Source organism: Mesorhizobium sp. BHscii (assembly GCF_053848065.1).
On the sequence record NZ_JBSPKW010000004.1, the window covers coordinates 360,633 to 376,340 of the forward strand.

A 15,708-nucleotide genomic window follows, 5' to 3' on the forward strand; every position below is an offset into this window, starting at 1 on the left:
TGCCGTGTTCGTTTTCCAATGGCGCTGCGGGATCGGAAGCTCCGTGCGAGGTTCAAGCCCCTATCGGAACTGAACGGTCCACCCGGGGGCGGGGGCAGGAGGCCGAGGATGTTCATTGCCGCAACGGGGCCGACGGCCCAATTGGCAACAAAGCTCACTAAAGACCCAGAAAGCAAAAGACGTCTTGAGAACCGAGGGGCTTGGGCGGTTTCTCCAACTGTCGGCCTTGTCGCTGAGCGAACCGTTTAGGTCGCGATGGCTCCGTCGTCGCGTTGCGACGGACGCAAGGCAGGCATTGTCCAAGCTCAAGGCAGCAAGGCGAAGTCGCGGATTGTTTATCGATTGTGGTTCGAACATCGGTCAGGGATACAAATACTTTTCTCGGTACTACACACCCGACCGCTACGACTTCGTTCTGGTCGAGCCCAACAAGAATTGCCTGGCGCACCTTTATGCTTTGCGCTCAGAAAAGGCGACTATGGAGATCATCGGCAAGGCGGCAAGCGTGAAAGATGGCTACGCCGAATTATTTGGTCCCCCTCCGGGCCGGTCGGAGCCCACCCACCAAAGTTGCTCGATCGTCCCTGACCACAACGAAAGCTTGTATCAATCGCGGCGATTTGCCCCGGACCTTGTCGAAACGTTTTCGCTGTCACAGATGATCCGAGCGAAGCATGAGCTGTACGACGTGGTCGTTCTCAAACTCGATGTAGAAGGGACAGAGTACGAGATCCTTGATGACTTGATCAGGTCCGGAGTCCATCGCGATCTTTATGCCGCATATGTGGAATTCCACTCTCTCAAAATGCGGAATTCTGAGAGACAAAAGAAACACGTCGTGGAATTGCAAATCAGACATGAATTCCTTGAGGCAGGCACGCGCTTCAGCGAATGGATATAGCGTCGGTGATCGGAAGGATAGGCAGCCTGGTCGATATGACTGGACACTGAATGGTTGCCCGGATCCCTGAGTGGTTCGGTGCCGAACCAGGGCGTTTCAATTTTCCAGATCCGAGCCCAACGACGCCACAGTTTTCAGCGCACCGTCGAGCATCTCGCCCTTCTCGTCCTTCAACGCGGCTTCGCGCAAGCGGCGGATCCAGTCGGCGGCGTCGGCGCGGCCCTTGAGCAGATCGAGTGCCGACAGCACGCGGTCGAATTTCGACTGGGCGCGGGCATGGGTGTCGCTGTAGCCCTTGATCAGGCGGCGACAGTTGAGGATTTCGACGGAGAGTGCGTAGTCCTCCCTGACATGGCCGAGCGCCAGCGCATACCAGCGCTCGAGATGTGCGGTCTCGACCTTGTGGCGCAGCAGGCGACGGCGCCAGCGACGCAGGCCGCCGATGAACCACAGCGCGACGAAGCCGGCGAAACTGTCGGTGCGGATGCGGCGGCCATGGTTGATGCGGCGGTCAAGGAAGGCGGCAAGCTTCGGCCGCGCCTCGATGTAACTGCCGAGGCCGGACGGCAGCGTGCCGCAGAATTCCTCGATGCGCGGATGGAAATATTCGGTCACCTGGAGGATCGTTCCCTCCTTAACACCGACCTCGCGGCGCACCCGCTTGTCGCGCGTCGAACGCGTCTTCAGGTCGGCCACGCGGATCATGTCGTCGTAGCACATGGCGTTGGCCAAATGCTTTGCCGCTGATATCGACAGCGCGTAGTCATGTTCGGTATTGTCCAGAGCGACGGCCCGGTCGAGCCGGTCGAGATACTCGCCGCCATAGGCGATGTCCTGATAGTCGACGACTTTTTTCAGACCGCGAAACGCCATGTCTTGCAGGGGAAGCGGTAGCGCATCGACGCGCGCCGCAAGGTCCTGCCAGCCCTGCAACAGGCTTTCCGGGCCGCTCACCTTTGCCGCCGCGCCCGAGCCGGTTTCAGCAGCTTTCGGCTCTGCGATCTTGTCGCCCAGAGGTGGCGTGTCCGTGATGTCGCGGGCGCGATCAAAGGACGCGCCGAAGGCGGCGAGGCTGGCCTTCACGCCGCGGCCGCCGGCACTGATCGCCTGTTCATAGCTCTCGCGTGTGAACGGCAAGGCATCGGAGCCGGCCAGCGCGCCGAGCAGGCTGGCCGAGATCATCGAGCCGTTGTCGGCGGCGATCTTCTCCATGTCGAAGGCGATGAAGCGCTTGGCCGCCGTTTCAGCCGTGGCATGCACCTTTGAGGACGAGGCGCGGCCATCGCCGGGCTCGATCTTTTCCGAGACCGCGGCGATGCGATGCGACGAGGCAATCAGCGTCGTGCGCTCCGGCGTGACGAAGCCGCGGATGATGGCGCGGCCGGCTTCCATCAGTTCGGCGGCGATCAAGATGTCGACGTCGCCCGGCGAGGGCGACAGCGCAAAGACCGGCAGGCGGCCGGTGTCGCGGCACATTTCGACATAGTAGATCGTGGCGCCGGTGCGCTGGGCGACGCCGGCGACCGAGGTCGATTGCGCGACATAGCCATTGCGTTCGGCGACGTCGGTGATCCAGTCGGCGAGCACGCCGCCGCCCTGGCCGCCGACCGCCAGCACGGCAAGCTTGATGACGCGCTCGCCTTCGGGAGCACCGGCGTTCGAGCGCGATGAGGGAACGGCGTCAAGCATCGGCGAATGTCAGGCGCCGGCTTTCACGGCGCCGCTGCAAGAGGCTGATCGTGGCGCGACGCGCGGCTTCGAGGAAACGGTCCCAGCGGCTGGGATTGTGCACCACGTCGGCGCGGTAGAAGGACGGGCACAGCACCGCCGCATCGGCAACCTCGCCGCAATTGCCGCAGCCGACGCAGCTCTGGTCGATATGCGCCACCGGATCGTCGCGCAGCGGATCGTCCAGCGACTTCACCGACAGCGACGGGCAGCCGGAAAGCCGCATGCAGGCATGGTCGCCGGTGCAGATGTCCTCGTCGACGCCGAATTTCGGCTTGACGATTCTTTTCCCGCCCTTGATCGCCTTGTCGACCAGCGGCTTTTCGCGGCGCTGCCGGTTCAGCATGCATTCGGACGAGGCGACGATGACTTTTGGGCCCTTCTCGTCCGTCGTCAGCGCCTCGCGCAGCGTGTCCTGCATCTTGGTCACGTCATAGGTGCGGTCGATGTGGCGCAGCCATTTGACGCCCATGCCCTTCACCGCCTCGGTGATCGGATGCTTGGTCGATTTCGTCTTGTTGCCGGCGCGGGATGAAAGAATGTCCTGCCCTCCCGTCGCCGCCGAATAGAAATTGTCGACGATGACGATGACGCCGTCGTTCTTGTTGAACACGGCGTTGCCGATCGATGAGGTCAGGCCGTTGTGCCAGAAGCCGCCGTCGCCGACGAAGGAGATCGACCGGCGCTTGGCATCGGGCGAATTGAACGCTGAGGCCGAGGCCGGCCCCAGCCCGTAGCCCATGGTAGTAGCGCCAAGCTCGAAAGGCGGCATGATCGAAAACAGATGGCAGCCGATGTCGGAGGCGATGTGGTGCTTGCCCAGCTCCTGCTCGACCAGCTTGGTGGCGGCGAAGATCGGCCGTTCCGGACAGCCGACGCAGAAGCCGGGCGGACGGCCCGGAACGACGTTGATCAGCTCGGCGGTATCCAGCCCGTCGCCGATCTTGTTCGGCGCGCGGACTTCGCCCGGCAGCAGGTGCGGGATGGTGGCGCGCAGGAACGATCCGATGCCGTCGAGCATGACCTGGCCGGTGTATTCGCCGGCCATCGGCAGGTGCTCCTTGCCGACGAGTTTCGTGCCGCGCCCGGCCTTGTGCAGCATCGATGCGAAAGCCTGCTCGATATAGTTGGGCTGGCCTTCCTCGACGACGAGCACAGCGTCCTTGCCCTCGCAGAAGGACAGGAACTCGTCGTCGACCAAGGGATAGACGGCATTCAGCACGTAGAGCGGCACGTCTGTCACACCATAGGTGTCGGCGAGGCCGAGCCGCTGCAGTGCCCGGACGACCGAATTGTACATACCGCCCTGCATGACGATGCCGACCGAGCCGTGCTCCGGACCGAAGAACTCGTTGATCTTGTTTTTGCGGATGAAATCCACCGCCGCCGGCCAGCGTTTCTGCACTTTTTCCTTCTCGTGCAGGAAAGAGGCGGGCGGCAGCACGATGCGGCCGGTGTCGCGGCGCGGCGCGTCGAGCGCATCGGCCACCGTCATGGTCGGCCGCTTGTTGTCCTTGGCGATGAAACGGCCATGGACATGGCAGCAGCGGATGCGGACCTGCAGCATGACAGGCGTGTTGGAAACCTCGGAAAGCTCGAAGCCGTCCTCCACCGCCTTGACGATCGACGGCAGGTTCGGGCGCGGGTCGAGCAGCCAGACCTGACTCTTCATGGCGAAGGCGTGGCTGCGCTCCTGCATGATCGAAGAGCCTTCGCCATAGTCCTCGCCGACGATGATCAGCGCGCCGCCGGTGACGCCGCCGGAGGCGAGGTTGGCGAGCGCGTCCGACGCGACATTGGTGCCGACGGTCGACTTGAACGTCGCCGCACCGCGGATCGGATAGTGCACAGATGCCGCCAGCATGGCGGTGGCGGTGGCTTCCGAGGCGCTCGCCTCGAAATGCACGCCGAGCTCGCCCAGAATATCCTGCGCATCGGCCAGCACATCCATCAGATGGCTGATCGGCGCGCCCTGATAGCCGCCGACATAGCCGACGCCGCATTGCAGCAGCGCCTTGGTGATGGCGAGAATGCCTTCGCCGGAAAATTCCTCGCCGGCGCCGAGCCTGAGCTTTTCGACTTCCTTGGCAAAAGACCGTTCAGCCATGTCAGCCTCCTTCCGTTGCCGCCGATATCCGGCGGCGGCGTACGTCTAGATGTCGTGCTTGCGAATGTTCTTCAGCATCTTCTGCAGCGTCGCGATCAGGGCGGCATATTCAACATCATCGATGTCATCGAACATCGCCTCGAACGCATCATGCATGGCCGGCCAGGCGCGGCCGAACTCGGCGCGGCCGTCGTCGGTCAGGAACACATGGCGGATGCGGCTGTCGGTGACTCCCTGCTCCCGCCGCACAAACCCTTGCCCTTCCAGCGTGTCGAGCGTCCGGCTCAACGTGGATTGTTCGATGACCGTGTAGACCGAGAGATCGTTGACGGTGACGCCGTCGGCGACCGACAGCACGGCGAGTGTGCGCACCTGTGGGATGGTCAGGCCCTGCTTGCGAAAATCGTCGCGCAAGGTGGCGTTGTAGCGGCCCATGATGCGGTTCATCAGATAGGGCGCGAATTGCTGCAGTCCGATCTGGCCCAGTGTCGAGATGCGCTGGCGCTTTTCAACCTTCTGTTCCATCACAGCCTCCCCGCCAGCAGAAAGCCGGAACCGCCGCCAAGCCCGGCGCCGGGATGGGTCGAGGCTCCGATATGGTAGAGGCCCTTGATCCCGGTGTCGTGATTGCGGCTCGTCTTGAACGGCCGCCATAGGAACGACTGGTCGATGGTCGATGAGCCGCCATAGGGATCGCCGCCGACCAGATTGACGTTGATCGCTTCCAGATCGGCCGGCGAATAGGCGCGGCGTGCAATGACGCTGTCCTTGAACCCGTCGATATGGCTGGCGAGGATCGCTTCGGCACGGTCCGCGTAGGCCTCGCGCAGCGCGTCGGTCCAGCGGCCGTCGGCCGGTGTCTGCAGTTTGCCGGCGGCATCGCCCTTGATATGGCGTGGCGCCTCGGGCAGTTGCAGCCACAGGATCGCCTTGCCTTCCGGACAGCGCGAAGGATCGAGCGCATGCGGCTGGCCGACGCAGATGGTCGGCACCTGCGGCAGCATGCCGCGCGTGGCCTCGTTGCAGGCTTTCGACACGCCGTCGAGCCCCGGTGTCAGATGCAGCAGCGCGACCCTTGCCAGGCCCTCGCCGCGCCATGCGGGCGGCTTGTCCAGGGCATAGTGTATCTGGAAATTGCCCTTGCCGTAGCGATATTTCTGCGCCGCCTCGAGGTCGGCTTTCGGAGCCGCGTCGCCGAGCAGCCGCCCGTAGAGATGGGTCGGCGTGACCGAGCAGATCACGCTCTTCTTCGCGGTGACCGTTTCGCCCGAAGCCAGCCGTACGCCGGTGGCTCGGCCTCCGCTCTGGATGATGGAGGCAACGTCCCCTTCAGTCCGGATCACGCCGCCGCGCTCCTTGATCAGCGCCTCGAAGGCGGACAGCAGATTCCCAGCGCCGCCCTTGACGATCGGCGCGCCGGCAGCTTCCAGCGCAAAGGCGATAACCCTGGCGATCTGGCCGGAGAACGCGTCTTCAGGCCCAAGGCCGGCATGCAGCACCCAGGGCGCCCACAGCGCCCGGGTGATCTCCGACTGGTAAGTGTTCTCCAGCCAGCCGCGCGCCGGCACCAACGCATTGCCGAGAAAGGCGGCAAGGCCGCGCGGGCCGCGCCGCCAGGCTTCGCCCGCCAGCAGCCTGGTCGTGGGGTAAGACCACAGGCTGCCGCCGAGCAGCCCGAACAGCAGGCCGGCATTGCGCTCGATCTCGCCGACGTCGCTGCCGTGCCGGTCGCCATCGCCTGCGGCAAGCGCATTGGCAGCCGCGACATTGGCGGGCCGATCGGTGCGCAGGATGGCATAGCTGCCGTCCGGCCGCAGCACGCCGGTCGGCGTGCCGGTGTTGCAGAATTCCAGGCCGTGCCGCGCCAGATCCTTGCCCAGCGCCGCATAGGCAGGCGAGGTGATGAACAGTACGAAGGTCGTCGCCATCACGTCGTGGATGAAGCCGGGCGCGGTGATCTCCTCAGTGCGCATGCAACCGCCGATGCGGTCGTTGCGCTCGAGCACCAGCACCTTTGCCCCCTTGCCGCCAAGCATCGCCGCGCAGACCAGCGCGTTGATGCCGCTGCCGACGATGATGTGATCGGGCGCGTTCATCTGCGATTGCTCCTCGTCCTCGGGAGGTTGGAGTCAATTGCGCGGGTTGGCGTTCCTTCGCGCCCCCCTCTGTCCTGCCGGACATCTCCCCCACTTGGGGGGAGATCGGCCGTCGCTACGGCCTTCACCAATCTCCAATGTCGCAGGGACAAGCGCCTCGCCGAAGCTGCCAATCTCCCCCCTCGTGGGGGAGATGTCCGGCAGGACAGAGGGGGGCGCCGTAGAGCGACAGCGCTACAAGGCTGCCGCTCCAAATCCGTCACTACAGCATTGCCCACAAGCATGATCTTCTCCCGAAGACCGCCACCTCGTCCTAATGCCTTGGCACCAGAGCCAGTGCGCGGATCGGGCTGCCGGTGCCGTGCTCGATTTTGAGCGGTGCGGCGATCAGGATCGCGCCTTTCGGCGGCAGCCGGTCGAGATTGCACAAGCTGGCGAGGCCGTAGCGGTTGGCTTTGTGCATCAGGCTGTGCGCCGGGAATGGCGGCTCCATTCCCCCTGCTTTGCCAGCATCCGTGCCGATCGTCTCGCTGCCCCAGCCCTTGATGTCTTTGCTGATCAGGTACTGGATGGCCTCGGCCGTCGGTCCGGGCGTGTGCGGTCCGGTCTCGTCGGCGTTGAGGAATTCGGCTTCCGAGCCGTTGCGCTTATACCAGTCGGTGCGCATCACCACCCATTCGCCGGCGTTAATCGGGCCGTGCTCGGCTTCCCACGCCTTAATGTGGTCGACTGTGAGGAGGAAATCGTTGTCGGCGGCGGCTTGCTTCGAGCAGTCGATGACATTGACCGGGCCGACGAAATTCTGAACCGGAATGGTGTCGGTGGCACCGTCCGGATAATCCTTGCCGGTAATCCAGTGCTGCGGCGCGTCGAAATGCGTGCCCGAGTGTTCGCCGAGCTTCAGCCAGTTCCATGCCCACCACGGACCGTTCTTGTCATAGTGGGAGATGGCGTGGATCTCGACCTTCGGCGTGTCCACCGCCAGCTCCGGCGGCAGCTTGATCAGCGGCGTGTTGGGCCCGAGCGGCGCCGTCAGGTCGACCACCTGGATGGTGCCTGAAAGAAGCTGGCCGGCGACCTCGCCGAGGAGTTGTTGCGTGTCCATGGTCTCTATTCCCTCTTTCTTGGTGATGATCAAGGCTCTTCGCGGCCCTTAATATCCTACTAGACTAAAACATATGCATCTGCAATTATCTTTAAGCATTAAGAAAATGGGTTGGGTGGGGTGTGAGCGAGTTTGACGCCATATTCGTTGGGGCAGGCCACAACAGTTTGGCATGCGCCGCGCATCTGGCGCTCAAAGGTTGGAACACCGGGATTTTTGAGCGCAGCGCAACTCTCGGCGGCGCCGTCCAGAGCCGCGAATTCACGCTTCCCGGCTTCCGGCACGATTTCGGCGCGATGAATCTGAGCCTGTTCGCCGGCTCGGCCTTTCACAAGAAATATGCAAATGAATTGAAAAGCCATGGGCTGGAATTTGCGCCGGTCGCCGATTGCTTTGCCAGCGCCTTTCCCGACGGACGGTGGTTCGGCGTCAGCAACGATCTGGAAAAGACCGCGTCGCGCATGGCAACTTTTTCCGCAACCGACGCCGCCACATGGCGCCGGCTGGTCGGCGCCTTCCCGGGGGAAGCCGAGCATCTGTTTCGGCTGCTCGGCTCACAGATGAGCGGGCGGGCGCTGGCCGGCACCGCATGGAACCTGTGGCGCAAGAAGGGCCTTGCCGGCGCGCTCGACACCGGCCGGCTGCTGCTCTCATCACCACGCTCGTGGCTCGAGGAGAATTTCGAGTCGCCGCATGTCAGGGCGACGCTCGCCACCTGGGGCATGCATCTCGACTTCGCCCCTGACATCGCCGGCGGCGCGGTGTTCCCCTATCTGGAATCGATGGCCAACCAGTGCTTCGGCATGGTGCTCGGCAAGGGCGGCGCCGACACCATCATCCGCGCGCTGACCGGCATGGTCACCGTTGCCGGCGGCCAGATTAGCACCGGTGCTGAGGTGGCCGAGATCACGGTGTCCGGCGGCCGAGCGACAGGCGTGCGGCTTGCTTCCGGCGAGACCCATACTGCCACCAAGGCGGTGATCGCCGGCGTTGCACCCGGGGCGCTAACCGGAAAGCTTTTGCCCGATGGTTCCGGCGACGCCGGCTTCGACACGGCGATGAAAAAATTCCGACATGCGCCGGGCACGATGATGATCCATCTGGCGCTTGACGATCTGCCGGACTGGCGCGCCGGCGCCGAGCTTCGGCAATTCGCCTACGTCCATCTTTCGCCGTCGCTCGACGCCATGTCGCGGACCTATCAGCAGGCAATATCCGGCATGCTGCCGGACGAGCCGGTCCTTGTCGTCGGCCAACCGACTGCGGTCGATGCATCGCGGGCGCCGGAAGGCAAGCACGTTCTGTGGGTACAGGTGCGGATGCTGCCCGCCGAAATCATTTGCGATGCGGCCGGCAAGATCGCGCCAGCTCATTGGGATCAGGTCAAAGAACGCTACGCCGAGCGCGTTCTCGACATCATCGAGACCTATGCGCCCAACCTTCGCCGGAATATCCTCGGCCGTGCCGTGTTCTCGCCCCTCGACCTCGAACGCGAGAACCCCAACCTCGTCGGCGGCGACCAGATTTGCGGCAGCCATCATCTGGCGCAGAATTTTCTGTTTCGTCCGGCGCGCGGTTTTGCCGGCTGGAACACGCCGGTTATGAATTTGCATCTCACCGGTGCTGCAACATGGCCGGGCGCCGGCACAGGCGCGGCCTCGGGCTATATGCTCGCCCAACAGCTCGGCGGGAGGTAGAATTCAAAACACTTGCGGGTGAAGGAGAGGGAATGCGCGGTTGCCCAAGGAGCCTGAACCCACTGCATGATAACGACGCGCATAGAAAACCAACAGGGGAACGACCATGACAATCAACAGACGAGAATTGCTCGGATATGGCGCAGCAGCACTTGGCGCCACCGTCATCGGCCTGCCGCAAATAGCCAAGGCAGCCGGCGAACTGACCATCGCCTACAACGTCAACCTGCCGTCCTGGGACCCGACAACCGGGCCTTCGGCGGTCAACCCGACGATCCAGGGCCTCTACCAGTCGGTGTTCGATCAGTTCATCCCGCAGAAGCCGGACCTTTCCTTTGCGCCGGGCCTGCTCACCGAATGGGGCTGGAACGACGACCGCAGCAAGATCATGATGACGGTGCGCGAGGGCGTCACCTGGCATGACGGCTCGCCGTTCACCGCCGAGGACGTGGTGTGGTCGCTGCAGCGGGCGGGCGACGAAAAGACAGGGAATCCGATCCAGTTCGTCTGGAAGAACGTCAACAACTTCAAGATCGCCGGCAACAAGATCACTGGCGACGTCGTGCAGTTCGACCCGGTGTATTTTAAGTGGATGTCGTTCCTCACCGGCTACATCATGCCGAAGGCCTACTACGAGAAGGTCGGCGCCGAAGGCTTCGAACAAGCCCCGATCGGCACCGGCCCCTACATGGTCGACAAGTTCGAGCGCAACGCCTTCCTGCGGCTCAAGGCCAACCCGAACTACTGGGGCGGCAAGCCGGCTTTCGAGAATGTGACGATCAAGTTCGTCACCGACGCGGCGAGCCGCGTTGCCGAAATCGAGTCCGGTGCTTCGCAGGTGACGCTCGAAATCCCCTATGAGGAATATGATCGCCTGATCGCCAAGGACGGGCTTGCCGGCTCGTGCAAGAACGTTTCCGACATCGGCATGATCTTCTTCAACGACATCGATGTGATGCTGGACAAGAACGTTCGCCAGGCCGCGGTGATGGCGGTCGACAAGAAGCTGCTCGTCGAGCGTCTGCTGCGCGGCTACGGCCAGCCGATCGATACGCTGGAGACGCCGGAATACGAGGCCTACGACCCGTCGATCAAGGTCGAGCACAATACGGAAAAAGCTAGGGAATTGCTGGCCGCGTCGGGCTACTCGCCGGAGAAGCCGGTCAAGTTCACGATTCAGACGACTAAGGGCTTCAAGCCCAAGGATTACGAGATGGTCCAGGCGATCGTCGGCATGTGGCGCAAGGTCGGCATCGAGGCGTCGATCGAGGTCTACGAGATCGCCAAGCACTACGAGCTGCGCGCCGCCGACAAGCTGGCCCCGGCCGCCTTCTACAATTGGGGCAACGCCATCGGCGATCCGACCACCTCGACCGGCTTTGCCACCTATGGCCCGAGCCCGCATTCGGTGTGGGACAGCCAGGATCTGATCGACATGATCAACCCGCTATGGGGCGAGAAGGACGAGACCAAGCGCATCGCCGGCTGGAAGGCTGTCGACAAATACATCGCCGAACAGGCCTATGTGCTGCCGCTGATCCAGTATGCGCAGCCGATCGTGCACGCCAAGGGCGTCAATGTCGTGCAGCATGTGTCCGGCGCGCTTTTGCCGGCGCTGATGACCCCGGCCTGACATCGGCCAGGGATCGCCGCGCGCCGTCCGCAATGACGGCGCGCATTTTCCGCCAGGCATACAGGCGACCATGCTGCTGCAAAGATTCCTGATCCGTCTTTTGACAATGGCGATCACGCTGCTCGGCGTCGCCGTCGTGGTCTTTGTCGTCATTCGCGTCGCGCCCGGCGATCCGGTTGCGATGATGCTGCCGCCCGGCGCGACCGATGCCGACATCGCCCGGCTGCGCGCGCTCTACGGGCTCGACAAAACCATCGTCCAGCAGTTCTTTATCTGGCTGTCCGGCGTCATCAGGGGCGATTTCGGCACCTCGATCTCGCTCCGGCAGGATGTGCTGGGCCTGGTCTTCAACCGGCTGCCGGCGACGCTGGAACTCGCCATCGTCGCGCTGTTGATGGCGCTGGCGATCGGCGGCACGACGGCGATCCTCGGCGCACGCGAGCGCGGCACGGCAGTCGAAGCCGGCATCGATATCGCCAGCGGTGCAGCGCTTTCCATTCCCGACTTTTTGTGGGGCCTGGTGCTGATTCTTTTGTTCGGCGTGCTGGTGCCGGTGTTCGACATTTCCGGCCGGGTGTCGCCGCAGCTCGACCTGCCCTTCGTCACCCAGTTCTATCTGTTCGAGAGCATCGTGCGGCTGCGCTTCGACCTGACCAAGGACCTGCTCGGGCACATGCTGATGCCGGCCGTGGCCCTGGCGCTGCCGCTCGCCGCGATCATCTCGCAGATGTTGAAACAGTCGTTGAAGGAAGTGCTCGACCTCGATTACGTCGTGCTGGCGCGGGTGAAGGGCTTTTCGGAAACGCAGGTCATTTTGCGTGAGGCGCTGAAGAACGCCGCCCTGCCGACGCTCACTCTGGTCGGCGTGCAGTTCACCTTCCTGATCGGCGGCACGGTCATCGTCGAACGGCTGTTTTCCTATGAAGGCCTCGGCAACATGGCGATCGACGCCGTCATCAACCGCGATCTGCCGCTGATCCAGGGCATCGTGCTGGTCTTCGCGCTGCTGTTCGTGCTGATCAACCTCACCGTCGACATGATGTATGCGCTGCTCAATCCGAGGCTGCGGCATGGATGAGGGCCGCATTTCAAGACATGGCTCGGGCGCAAGGCTGTGGCTGGCCGGCAGCTGGCTGCTGCTGGCTTTGCTTGCCGCGATCTTCGCGCCGCTGATCGCACCGCAGAACCCGCTGGCGCAAGATCTGATGTTCGAACGCCTGCCGCCCTTTTGGATGAGCGGCGCGGAGCCCGGCTTCTGGCTCGGCACCGACAGCCTCGGCCGCGATCTCCTGTCACGGCTGATCTTCGGCGCCCGCATCGCCTTGATCGTCGCCTTCGCGGCGGCCTTGGCCGCCTGCCTGATTGGCTCGACGCTCGGCCTGATAGCAGGCTATTTCGGCGGCTGGGCCGATCGCATCATCTCGCGCATCGTCGACGTCTGGATGGCTTTTCCGCCGGTGCTGTTCGCCATCCTGCTGGTTGCCGTGCTCGGCACCGGTCTGAGCTCGGTCATCATTGCCATCGCCGTCATCGACTGGACGCGCTTCTGCCGGGTGATCCGCGCCGAGACCATGGGCCAGGCGCGCATGGATTATGTCGAGAACGCCCGCATCGCCGGCTATGGCCGCATCGGTATCATGCTGCGCGAAGTGCTGCCCAATGTGGTGCCGTCGATCGTCGCGTTGCTGTCGCTCGAAATGGGCATCGCCGTGATCGTCGAGGCGATCCTGTCCTTCGTCAACCTGTCGATCTCGACCGACGATCCGACCTGGGGCGGCATCATCGCCGAGGGCCGCCTGTCGATCCATCAGGCGTGGTGGGTGCTGGTGTTCCCGCTGGTCACCCTGATCCTGACGGTTCTGTCGTTCAGCCAATTCGGCGAGGGTCTCAAGGCGCGTTTCGATCCGGTGCTGCGATGAACGCCACGAGACCTTGCCTCGACATTCAGTCCTTGAGCGCCGTGCTGCCGAATGGCGCGCGCGTGCTGCGGTCGGTGTCGCTCTCCGTTCAACCGGGCGAAGTTCGCGCGCTGGTCGGCGAGAGCGGCGCCGGCAAGACGATGATCGGCAAGGCGGTACTCGGCGTGCTGCCACCCAGCGTGCGCGTTGTCGAAGGCAATATGCTGCTCGAGGGCGAGGACCTCGGCCGGCTTCAGCCAAAGGCGAGGCGCACGCTGATCGGAGCGCGCACCGCACTGATCCCTCAAGACCCGCTGACCGCGCTCAATCCGTCGCGCCGCATCGGTCCGCAGATGACCGACCGGCTGGTGCGCATCCTCGGATGGAGTGGGCCGCGAGCCGACGCCCGCATCCGCCAATTGCTCGACGCGGTACAGATCCGCGGCCCGGACCGCGTCCTCAAATGCTATCCGCACGAGCTTTCCGGCGGCATGCGCCAGCGCGTGCTGATCGCCGCAGCCTTCGCCGCCGAACCAAGGTTGATCGTCGCCGACGAGCCGACCACGGCGCTAGACGTAACCGTGCAGAAGCAGATTTTGCGGCTGATCGCGCAATTGCAGCGCGAGCACGGCACGGCGATCCTGTTCGTCACCCATGATCTCGGCGTCGTCGCCAAGATCAGCCAGAAAGTGTCGGTGCTCTATGCCGGCAAGGTGGTGGATGAGGCCGAGACGGCGGCGCTGTTCGCGGCTCCGCAGCACCCCTACACGCGAGCGTTGATGGCGGCAACACCGCGCTACACCGATCCGTTCGCCTCGCTGAAACCGGTGGACGAGGCGGTATTGGCCGGACTGGCCTCGGAGATCGCCGCTGCCGACCAGGCCTGGAGGCGGCCGCATGGCTGATCCGCTGTTTTCCGTGCGCGGGCTGAAAGTCGCGTTGCCCGACATGACGCGCAAACCACTGATCGGCCGGGCGCCGATGGCCGAGATCCTCAAAGGGCTTGATTTCGAGCTGCCCAGGGGATCGGTGACCGGCATCGTCGGCGAATCCGGATCCGGCAAATCGACGCTGGGTCGCGCTTTGGTGCGCCTCTTGGAGCCGAGCGCCGGCAGCATCATCTTCGACGGCCGCGATATCACGCATCTGCCGGAGGCGGAGCTCAGGCCGCTGCGCCGCAACCTGCAGATGATCTTCCAGGATCCGATGTCGTCGCTTAATCCGCGCCGCACCATCTTCAGCATTATCGCCGCCCCACTCAGGCAAAACGGGTTTGGCGACAATCTCAAGGGTCGTGTCGCGGAGGCGCTGCAGCGCGTCGGCCTGCCGCTAAGTTTCGCCAGCCGCTATCGTCACCAGCTGTCGGGCGGCCAACGCCAGCGCGTCGGCATTGCCCGGGCACTGGCGCTGGCGCCGAAATTCGTGCTGGCCGACGAGATCGTCTCCGGCCTCGACGTGTCGACCCAGGCACAGATCCTGACGCTGCTGGAACGGCTGGCCGCCGAAATGGGCCTGACCGTCGCCTTCATCAGCCACGACCTGTCGGTAATCCGGCGGCTTTGCCGGCAAGTGATCGTCATGCGCGAAGGCGTGATTGTCGAGGCAAGCGCCACCGACGCTTTGTTCGCGAACCCGCGGCAGGCCTACACGCGCGATCTTCTCGCAGCCATCCCGCTGCCCGAGATCGATGACGGCTGGCTGCTGCCTGCGGCGAAGGCGCCGGCATGACATCGGTCGCAACGATCATTCACAGCACATCTCATTCGCACGCCGAAGAGCGGGCCTCGGGCGTGCGCCCGGCAAGTCACCCATGTCCCGCGAGAGGATGACTGAGATGAAGAATGCATTCCTAACTGCAACGCTTGCGGCCGCCGTCCTGGGCACTATCGGTGGAACGATCAGCACCGCCTCAGCCGATTCCATTCCCGGCATGCGCGGGCATGATCACACCGGGGTTACAGTCCCCGACATGAAGCAGGCCGTCGACTTCTTCACCGAGGTCGTCGGCTGCAAGAAGGCGATGTCCTTCGGGCCGTTCGCCGATGACAAGGGGACGTTCATGCAGGATCTGCTGGGGGTCGACCCCAAGGCGGTGATCGAGGAGATCACCCTGGTTCGCTGCGGCTACGGGTCGAATATCGAGCTGTTCAAATATACCGCGCCCGATCAGAGAGACCTGCAGGCCCGCAACAGCGACATTGGCGGCTTCCACATCGCCTTCTATGTCGACGATATCGCTGCCGCGAAAGCCTATTTCGATGAAAAGGGCGTCAAGACGCGTATGGGGCCGCTGCCGGTTACCGAAGGGCCGGCGGCCGGCCAGAGCATCCTTTATTTCCAGGCGCCCTGGGGCCTGCAGCTGGAAGCGATCAGCTATCCCAACGGCATGGCCTATGAAAAGGACGCAGAGACGGTGTTGTGGAGCCCGAAGACCCCGGAAAAATGATCCCGCAGGCGCGTGCTTGCGGGTTTGACCGCAGGCACGCCATAGGCACCTGAGACGAATCGCTTCAATTATGAAACTTCAAGCTTGAAATAATATA

Annotated in this window: 13 protein-coding genes; 8 read left to right on the forward strand and 5 right to left on the reverse strand. The window is 63.6% G+C overall.

Annotated elements, in window-relative coordinates; translation table 11 throughout:
* Positions 1–295: 295 nt before the first annotated feature.
* Complete coding sequence (locus tag ACWTU7_RS09000) at positions 296–901, forward strand: FkbM family methyltransferase (protein ID WP_455838332.1); 606 nt, start codon at positions 296–298, stop codon at positions 899–901.
* 96 nt (positions 902–997) lie between these two features.
* Here ACWTU7_RS09000 and ACWTU7_RS09005 read toward each other — a convergent pair whose 3' ends face one another.
* From ACWTU7_RS09005 to ACWTU7_RS09025, 5 genes are all read right to left on the reverse strand, one after another.
* Positions 998–2,590, reverse strand: a complete 1,593-nt coding sequence (locus ACWTU7_RS09005; protein ID WP_455838331.1) for an indolepyruvate oxidoreductase subunit beta family protein — start codon at positions 2,588–2,590, stop codon at positions 998–1,000.
* The gene (locus ACWTU7_RS09010) at positions 2,583–4,736 is read right to left on the reverse strand and encodes a thiamine pyrophosphate-dependent enzyme (protein WP_455838330.1); all 2,154 of its coding nucleotides are present in this window, start codon (positions 4,734–4,736) and stop codon (positions 2,583–2,585) included. The genes ACWTU7_RS09005 and ACWTU7_RS09010 overlap by 8 nt, the downstream gene beginning before the upstream one ends.
* 45 nt (positions 4,737–4,781) lie before the next feature.
* Complete coding sequence (locus ACWTU7_RS09015) at positions 4,782–5,261, reverse strand: MarR family winged helix-turn-helix transcriptional regulator (protein ID WP_127212025.1); 480 nt, start codon at positions 5,259–5,261, stop codon at positions 4,782–4,784.
* Entirely contained in the window at positions 5,261–6,832 is a 1,572-nt protein-coding gene (locus ACWTU7_RS09020; protein WP_455838329.1) for a phytoene desaturase family protein, read from the reverse strand. Before ACWTU7_RS09020 ends, ACWTU7_RS09015 begins: the two co-directional genes overlap by 1 nt.
* 313 nt (positions 6,833–7,145) lie before the next feature.
* A complete protein-coding gene (locus tag ACWTU7_RS09025) occupies positions 7,146–7,937 on the reverse strand; it encodes a cyclase family protein (RefSeq protein WP_128345086.1) in 792 nt (263 codons plus the stop codon).
* 122 nt (positions 7,938–8,059) lie between these two features.
* On the opposite strand from ACWTU7_RS09025, the gene ACWTU7_RS09030 reads away from it, so the two are divergent.
* The 7 genes from ACWTU7_RS09030 to ACWTU7_RS09060 all read left to right on the forward strand — a co-directional run bounded on the left by ACWTU7_RS09030 (position 8,060) and on the right by ACWTU7_RS09060 (position 15,611).
* Positions 8,060–9,634 carry a phytoene desaturase family protein gene (locus tag ACWTU7_RS09030; RefSeq protein ID WP_455838328.1) on the forward strand — a complete coding sequence of 525 codons (1,575 nt, stop codon included), beginning with the start codon at positions 8,060–8,062 and terminating at the stop codon, positions 9,632–9,634.
* Positions 9,635–9,740: 106 nt separating this feature from the next.
* A complete protein-coding gene (locus ACWTU7_RS09035; protein ID WP_455838327.1) occupies positions 9,741–11,267 on the forward strand; it encodes an ABC transporter substrate-binding protein in 1,527 nt (508 codons plus the stop codon).
* A gap of 70 nt (positions 11,268–11,337) precedes the next feature.
* Positions 11,338–12,345, forward strand: a complete 1,008-nt coding sequence (locus ACWTU7_RS09040; protein WP_455838326.1) for an ABC transporter permease — start codon at positions 11,338–11,340, stop codon at positions 12,343–12,345.
* The gene (locus ACWTU7_RS09045) at positions 12,338–13,186 is read left to right on the forward strand and encodes an ABC transporter permease (protein ID WP_455838325.1); all 849 of its coding nucleotides are present in this window, start codon (positions 12,338–12,340) and stop codon (positions 13,184–13,186) included. Before ACWTU7_RS09040 ends, ACWTU7_RS09045 begins: the two co-directional genes overlap by 8 nt.
* Positions 13,183–14,070 carry an ABC transporter ATP-binding protein gene (locus ACWTU7_RS09050; RefSeq protein WP_455838324.1) on the forward strand — a complete coding sequence of 296 codons (888 nt, stop codon included), beginning with the start codon at positions 13,183–13,185 and terminating at the stop codon, positions 14,068–14,070. Before ACWTU7_RS09045 ends, ACWTU7_RS09050 begins: the two co-directional genes overlap by 4 nt.
* The gene (locus ACWTU7_RS09055; RefSeq protein ID WP_455838323.1) at positions 14,063–14,893 is read left to right on the forward strand and encodes an ATP-binding cassette domain-containing protein; all 831 of its coding nucleotides are present in this window, start codon (positions 14,063–14,065) and stop codon (positions 14,891–14,893) included. The genes ACWTU7_RS09050 and ACWTU7_RS09055 overlap by 8 nt, the downstream gene beginning before the upstream one ends.
* 106 nt (positions 14,894–14,999) lie before the next feature.
* On the forward strand, positions 15,000–15,611 hold the full coding sequence (locus ACWTU7_RS09060) for a VOC family protein (protein WP_455838322.1): 612 nt from the start codon (positions 15,000–15,002) through the stop codon (positions 15,609–15,611).
* Positions 15,612–15,708 lie beyond the last annotated feature (97 nt).

Excerpts from the sequence above, each read along its gene's own strand:
- ACWTU7_RS09020 (WP_455838329.1), bottom strand. The coding sequence starts at position 6,832 with ATGAACGCGCCCGATCACATCATCGTCGGCAGCGGCATCAACGCGCTG.
- ACWTU7_RS09015 (WP_127212025.1), bottom strand. The coding sequence starts at position 5,261 with ATGGAACAGAAGGTTGAAAAGCGCCAGCGCATCTCGACACTGGGCCAG.
- ACWTU7_RS09025 (WP_128345086.1), bottom strand. The coding sequence starts at position 7,937 with ATGGACACGCAACAACTCCTCGGCGAGGTCGCCGGCCAGCTTCTTTCA.
- ACWTU7_RS09055 (WP_455838323.1), top strand. The coding sequence starts at position 14,063 with ATGGCTGATCCGCTGTTTTCCGTGCGCGGGCTGAAAGTCGCGTTGCCC.
- ACWTU7_RS09045 (WP_455838325.1), top strand. The coding sequence starts at position 12,338 with ATGGATGAGGGCCGCATTTCAAGACATGGCTCGGGCGCAAGGCTGTGG.
- ACWTU7_RS09035 (WP_455838327.1), top strand. The coding sequence starts at position 9,741 with ATGACAATCAACAGACGAGAATTGCTCGGATATGGCGCAGCAGCACTT.
- ACWTU7_RS09010 (WP_455838330.1), bottom strand. The coding sequence starts at position 4,736 with ATGGCTGAACGGTCTTTTGCCAAGGAAGTCGAAAAGCTCAGGCTCGGC.
- ACWTU7_RS09005 (WP_455838331.1), bottom strand. The coding sequence starts at position 2,590 with ATGCTTGACGCCGTTCCCTCATCGCGCTCGAACGCCGGTGCTCCCGAA.
- ACWTU7_RS09060 (WP_455838322.1), top strand. The coding sequence starts at position 15,000 with ATGAAGAATGCATTCCTAACTGCAACGCTTGCGGCCGCCGTCCTGGGC.
- ACWTU7_RS09050 (WP_455838324.1), top strand. The coding sequence starts at position 13,183 with ATGAACGCCACGAGACCTTGCCTCGACATTCAGTCCTTGAGCGCCGTG.
- ACWTU7_RS09040 (WP_455838326.1), top strand. The coding sequence starts at position 11,338 with ATGCTGCTGCAAAGATTCCTGATCCGTCTTTTGACAATGGCGATCACG.